The sequence below is a fragment of the uncultured Propionibacterium sp. genome, from assembly GCF_963539965.1.
GTDB lineage: Bacteria > Actinomycetota > Actinomycetes > Propionibacteriales > Propionibacteriaceae > Propionibacterium.
In genome coordinates this window covers 1-6,122 of record NZ_CAUTOU010000096.1, presented here as the reverse complement: position 1 = coordinate 6,122, position 6,122 = coordinate 1, and the positions used below count along the sequence as shown (strand labels likewise).

General features: G+C 70.6%; 6 protein-coding genes. 2 read left to right on the top strand and 4 right to left on the bottom strand.

From position 1 onward, the window contains the following. Together R2N01_RS10880 and R2N01_RS10875 are read left to right on the top strand one after the other, a co-directional pair. The coding region (locus tag R2N01_RS10880) for a carbon starvation CstA family protein (protein ID WP_316671097.1) at positions 1-1,869 on the top strand (1,869 nt) is incomplete at its 5' end. A 62-nt stretch (positions 1,870-1,931) separates the two neighbouring features. Continuing rightward, a complete protein-coding gene (locus R2N01_RS10875) occupies positions 1,932-2,105 on the top strand; it encodes a YbdD/YjiX family protein (RefSeq protein WP_316671095.1) in 174 nt (57 codons plus the stop codon). 19 nt (positions 2,106-2,124) lie between these two features. On the opposite strand, the gene R2N01_RS10870 is transcribed toward R2N01_RS10875, so the two are convergent. The 4 genes from R2N01_RS10870 to infB form a co-directional block, all read right to left on the bottom strand. Continuing rightward, positions 2,125-2,805, bottom strand: a complete 681-nt coding sequence (locus tag R2N01_RS10870; RefSeq protein WP_316671093.1) for a hypothetical protein — start codon at positions 2,803-2,805, stop codon at positions 2,125-2,127. Continuing rightward, a complete protein-coding gene (gene truB, locus R2N01_RS10865) occupies positions 2,805-3,719 on the bottom strand; it encodes a tRNA pseudouridine(55) synthase TruB (RefSeq protein ID WP_316671091.1) in 915 nt (304 codons plus the stop codon). Before truB ends, R2N01_RS10870 begins: the two co-directional genes overlap by 1 nt. After that, entirely contained in the window at positions 3,716-4,138 is a 423-nt protein-coding gene (rbfA, locus tag R2N01_RS10860) for a 30S ribosome-binding factor RbfA (protein ID WP_316671099.1), read from the bottom strand. Before rbfA ends, truB begins: the two co-directional genes overlap by 4 nt. Then, a partial coding sequence (gene infB, locus R2N01_RS10855) for a translation initiation factor IF-2 (RefSeq protein ID WP_316671089.1) occupies positions 4,138-6,122 on the bottom strand: 1,985 nt, incomplete at its 5' end. The genes rbfA and infB, both read right to left, overlap by 1 nt.

Here is a 6,122-nt window from a genome sequence, read left to right as displayed (position 1 = left end):
CGCTCGCTCGGCCAGATGGCCACCGACGAGATCGGCAGGGTCGGCGGCATCGTCGCCACCGTCATCGTCTTCGTCATGCTCATGATCGTGCTGGCCGTACTGGCCATGATCTGCGTCAACGCGCTGGCCGCCTCGCCGTGGGGCGTCTTCTCGGTGGGCTGCACCATTCCGATCGCCATCGCCATGGGCCTGTGGCTGCGCTTCGTCCAGCCCGGCAGGATCACCCGGGTCTCGATCGTGGGCTTCGCGCTGCTGATCGCGGTCATCGTCTCGGGCCGCTGGGTCGCCAACTCGGGCTTCGGCCGGGCCCACCTGCACCTGTCCCCGACCACCCTGGTGTGGGCGATGATCGTCTACGGCTTCTTCGCCGCCGTACTGCCGGTGTGGATGCTGCTGACCCCGCGCGACTACCTGTCCACCTTCATGAAGGTCGGCACGATCCTCGTCCTGGCCCTGGGCATCATCATCGTGCGGCCCATCGTGGAGATGCCGGCCGTCACCGAGTTCGCGACGAACACGGCCGGCCCGGTCTTCGCCGGCTCGATCTTCCCCTTCCTGTTCATCACGATCGCCTGCGGAGCCCTGTCCGGCATGCACGCCATGGTCTCCTCGGGCACCAGCCCCAAGATGATCCAGAAGGAGTCGCAGGCCCGCATGATCGGCTACGGCGGCATGCTCATGGAGTCCTTCGTGGCCGTCATGGCGATGGCCGCCGCCGTCAGCCTCAACCAGGGCGTCTACTTCGGCATGAACACCTCGACGGCGACGGTCGACAACCTGGCCGGCAGCTCCGTCGTGCAGTCCGCCGACAACCGCGAGGACATCACCGCCGCCGCCGTGCAGAACCTCGGCGTCACCGACGTCCGCGGCGACGGCATCCGCGCCACCTGGGACACCTGGGACGAGAACGGCAACACGATCACCGTCCACGACGGCGACGCCTACCGGGCCGTCGCCGAGGACGTCGGCGAGACCTCGATCGTCTCGCGCACCGGCGGCGCACCGACCCTGGCCGTCGGCATGGCGCACATCCTGCACCAGGTCGGCGGCGGACGCACGATGATGGGCTTCTGGTATCACTTCGCGATCATGTTCGAGGCCCTGTTCATCCTCTCGGCGGTCGACGCGGTCACGAGGGTCGCGCGCTTCCAGCTCTCCGACGCCCTGGGCAATGCGATCCCGCGGTTCTCCGATCCTTCATGGCGCGTCGGCGCCTGGCTCTCCACTGCCGTCGTCGTGGCGGCCTGGGGCTCGCTGCTGCTCATGGGCGTCACCGATCCGCGCGGCGGCATCCAGACGCTCTATCCGCTGTTCGGCATCGCCAATCAGCTGATCGCAGCCGTGGCGCTGCTCGTCGTCACCGTCATGGTGGTGCGCAAGGGCTACGCCAAGTACGCGTGGATACCGATCATCCCGCTGGTCTTCGACACGGTTGTGACCTTCGTCGCGTCGTGGCAGAAGATCTTCTCGCACGACCCGGCTCTCGGCTACTGGCAGCAATGGCGCGACGCGCGGGCGCAGCTCGCCACGCTCACCGACGCCGACCAGATCGTCGTCGAGCGGGCCATCGTGCGCAACACCTTCATCCAGGGCACGCTGTCGATCGTCTTCCTGGTGACGGTGGCGTTCGTCATGGTCTGCGGCGTCATCCGCATCGTCAGCACGCTGCGCAGCGGCGACACGACCACCTCGGAGGACCCGCACCAGGAGTCGAACCTCTTCGCCCCCTGCACGTTCATCCCCTCCGGGCTGGACCGCAAGTGCGTCGCCGAGTACGAGGTCGTCGGCGACCCGGCGCTCATCCCCGGGCTCAAACAGGCCGAGCGCGCCGCCCGGCTGCAGGAGACCGGGTTGGGGGCGAGGGCATGAGCCCCGCCCCCGACCGGCCGCCGGGATCGCGGGAGCCCTCGGGCGCGGACCGCATCCGCGGGATGCTGAGTTCGTTCCGGGCCCTGTGGCGAGACCTCACCGGCGAATCCGCGTACGACCGGTACGTGCTGCGGCACCGGCTGGAGCATCCCGGTCACGAGCCGATGGACGAGCGCCGGTTCTGGCGGGCGCGCATCGGCTTCGACGAGGAGAACGTGCGGCCGGGCTGCTGCTGAGCCCGGCGGACCGGGGGATTCAGCGGTGCAGGGCGGCGAGCAGGACGAAGACGATCCCGACGCCGATCAGGACGGCGCCCACGGCGGGCCTGTGGTCGAGTTCCGAGACGTGTTCGAAGAGCCTCCTCATGGCGTCCGCCAGACGCGGCACGCGCGCCCACACGGCGGCGGCGCCCAGGTAGGGGCCGACGAGAGCCACCAGGAAGACCAGGTAGAGCAGTGCGCCGACAGCGATGCCGTCGGCGGTCGAGGCGATGATGCGCCCCGTCACGTACATGGTCGCCGGCTCGCTGAGCCCGATGCCGTCGGCCAGGCCGAGGCCGATCATGGACGGTGCGCGCTCGCCGCGATGCGCCCTGGGCCGTCTTCCGCGGGGCGCATGCAGGTGCCAGTCGACGAGCTGGGCCAGGCCCGCGATGAGGGTGAGCAGGCCCGCGACGAGATCGGTGCCGCGGCGGACGAGCAGGGCCGACGCCCTGAGCCTGAGCAGGGCGGTGAGACGCTCGGGATCGACGAAGTGGAAGACCACGAGCATGATGGTGGCAGCCGCGACCAGCCCCACGCAGATCCAGGCGATGTCCCGTCCGGGCCTGCGGGAGCCCGTGAGCAGGTGCACGACGAGCGCATAGGTGGTCGGGCTGAAGCCCATGAACAGCCCGAGGCCGATCATGGACACGGCCGCCGCCCATACGGCGCCCATCAGACGCCGCCGCCGACCAGCACCGCCACGGGTCGGGCACGGCCCGGCCCGTCCGGACGGTAGAGGGCGACGAGCTCACCGGCGGGGTCGATGAGACCGGTGGGATCGGCGGGCACGTCGAGGGGCAGGAAGGCGCCGCGGCTGACGGCATTGCGCTGGGCCCGGTCGATGCGGAGCACCGGGAAGCTGAGCCGGGCCGCGTCGGCCATGCTCATCAGCGGCGGTGCGACGGCGCCGGGATCGGCAGGGTCCGGCAGGGCGCGGGCCTCCTGGACGCGGTAGCCGCCGATGCGCGTGCGGCGCAGGGCGGCAAGATGACCGCCGACGCCGAGCGCGGCGCCGAGATCGCGGGCGAGGGCCCTGACGTAGGTTCCCGACGAGCAGGTGACGACGACGTCGAGGTCCGTCAGGCCGTCATGGCCGCGCCGCCCCAGCACCGTGAACTCGCTGACAGTGACCGGACGGGCGGCCAGTTCGACCTGCTCGCCGCCTCGCACGCGGGCGTAGGACCGCCTGCCGTCGACCTTGACGGCCGACACCGCGCTGGGCACCTGCATGATCCGCCCGCGCAGCGGCTCGACGGCGGCCTCGATCGCCTCGCCGCTCAGCCCGGAGGCGTCGGCGCCCGAGACGATCGGGCCCTCGGCGTCGTCCGTGACGGTGGCCTGGCCCAGGCGGATGGTGGCCGTGTAGGTCTTGTCGTGCAGGGCCAGGCGCCCGAGCAGCCGAGTGGCCCTGTTGACGCCGATGATGAGCACGCCGGTGGCCATCGGGTCGAGCGTGCCGGCATGGCCGACGCGGCGGGTCGAGAACAGGCGCCGGCAGCGCCCCACCACCTGATGGGAGGTGAGGCCCGCCGGCTTGTCGATGACGACCAGGCCGCTGGGGCCGGTCGGCGCGCCGCGTCCGCTCACTCGGCCTCGTCGTCGCCCCAGTAGGGGTCGGCGGCACCGGCGAACCGGGTGCCCCTGCGGGCCGCCAGCTCCTCGTCGGCGCGGCGGACCCTGGCGAGCAGGTCCTCCATGTCGGCGGCGGCCGCAGTGGTCGCGTCCGGCACGAAGGTCAGCGTCGGGGCGAAGCGCAGGCCCAGCCGCTTGCCCACTGCCGAGCGCAGCAGGCCCTTCGCCGACTCGAGCGCCGCGGCGGTGGTGGCCAGGTCGGCCTCGGCGCCCATCACCGTGTAGAAGACCGTGGCATCACGGGAGTCGCCCGTGAGCCGCACGCCGGTGACGGTGACGAAACCGAGGCGCGGGTCCTTGACGCGCGTCTGCAGCATCTGCGCGACGACGACCCGGATCCGGTCCTCGAGCTTGGCGATGCGGGGGCCGGGCATCACCTGTCCCTCTCCTTCTCGACCATCTCGTAGGTCTCGATCTGGTCGCCGATGCGGATGTCGGAGCGCCCCAGTGTGAGGCCGCACTCGAAGCCCTCCCGGACCTCGGTGACATCGTCCTTCTCGCGGCGCAGGGAGTTGATCGAGGTCTCCGCGATGACGACGCCGTCACGGACCAGGCGCGCCGTGGCGTTGCGTCTGATGAGGCCGTCGAGCACCATGCAGCCGGCGATGTTGCCGACCCTGGACGAGTGGAAGATCTCGCGGATCTCGGCGGTGCCGAGCGTCTTCTCCTCGTAGACCGGCTTGAGCATGCCCTTGAGGGCGGCCTCGATCTCGTCGATGGCGTCGTAGATGACCGTGTAGTACCGGACATCGACGTTGTTCTGGTCGGCCATGCGGGCCGCCTGAACGGTCGGGCGCACGTTGAAGCCGATGATGACGGCGTGCGGCTCGGAGGCGGCGGCCAGTGTGACATTGGTCTCGGTGATGGCACCGACGCCCCGGTCGATGACGCGCAGGTCGACCTCGTCGCCCACGTCGATCTGGCTGAGCGAGTCCTCCAGAGCCTCGACCGAGCCGGCCGAGTCGCCCTTGAGGATGAGCAGCAGCTCGCTGGCCTCGCCCTTCTCCATCTGCTCGAACAGCTCGTCGAGCGTACGGCGCCGGCTCGACGCGGCCTGCTGGGCGGCGCGGATGCGGGCCTCGCGCTTCTCGGCGATCTGGCGGGCCATGCGATCGTCCTCGACGACCAGGAAGTTGTCGCCGGCGCCGGGGACACTGGTCAGGCCGAGCACCTGGACCGGCATCGACGGCGAAGCCTCATCGACCTGCTCGCCGTGATCATTGATCAGGGCGCGCACGCGTCCGTAGGCGGAACCTGCGACGATCGAGTCGCCCTTGCGCAGCGTGCCGCGCTGGACGAGGGCGGTGGCGACGGGACCGCGCCCCTTGTCGAGGTGGGCCTCGATGGCGACGCCCTGGGCGCTCATGTCGGGGTTGGCGCGAAGATCCAGGGCCGCGTCGGCGGTCAGGACGACGGCCTGCAGCAGTTCGTCCAGGCCCTGGCCGGTGACGGCCGAGACATCGACGAACATGGTGTCCCCGCCGTACTCCTCGGGGACCAGCTCGAACTCGGTCAGCTGACCGCGCACCCTGGTGGGATCGGCGCCGGGCTTGTCGATCTTGTTCACCGCCACCACGATCGGCACATCGGCCGCCTTGGCGTGATTGAGGGCCTCGATGGTCTGAGGCATGACGCCGTCATCGGCCGCGACCACGAGCACCGCGATGTCGGTGGACTTCGCACCGCGGGCCCGCATGGCGGTGAAGGCCTCGTGGCCGGGGGTGTCGATGAAGGTGATCCGGCGATTCTCGTCATCGACCTCCGCCTGCACCTGGTAGGCGCCGATCGACTGCGTGATGCCACCGGCCTCGCCCTCGACGACATGCGTATGGCGCAGCGCGTCGAGCAGCTTGGTCTTGCCGTGATCGACATGGCCCATGACCGTGACGACCGGGGGGCGCGGGGCGAGATCGGACTCGTCGCCCTCGTCCTCGCCGAACTCCAGGTCGAAGCTCTCGAGGAGTTCACGGTCCTCGTCCTCGGGGGAGACCACGTCGATGGTGTAGTTCAGCTCGGCGCCGAGGACCTCGAGGGTCTCATCCGGCACGGACTGGGTGGCCGTGATCATCTCGCCCAGGTTGAACAGAACCTGCACCAGGGCGGCCGGGTCCGCGCCGATCTTCTCGGCGAGATCGGTCAGCGAGGAGCCGCGACGCAGGCGGATGGTGCCGCCATCGCCCTGCTTGATGCGCACGCCGCCGATGGTCGGCGCCTGCATCTCGTCGAACTCCTGCCTGCGCTGCTTGCGGCTCTTGCGCCCGCGGCGGCTGCTGCCGCCGCGCCCGAAGGCGCCCTGCGTGCCGGAGCCGCCGCGACCGCCACGACCACCACGGCCGCCGCCGAGGGGCGAGCCCATGC

Excerpts from the sequence above, each read along its gene's own strand:
- R2N01_RS10875 (WP_316671095.1), top strand. The coding sequence starts at position 1,932 with ATGCTGAGTTCGTTCCGGGCCCTGTGGCGAGACCTCACCGGCGAATCC.
- R2N01_RS10870 (WP_316671093.1), bottom strand. The coding sequence starts at position 2,805 with ATGGGCGCCGTATGGGCGGCGGCCGTGTCCATGATCGGCCTCGGGCTG.
- rbfA (WP_316671099.1), bottom strand. The coding sequence starts at position 4,138 with ATGCCCGGCCCCCGCATCGCCAAGCTCGAGGACCGGATCCGGGTCGTC.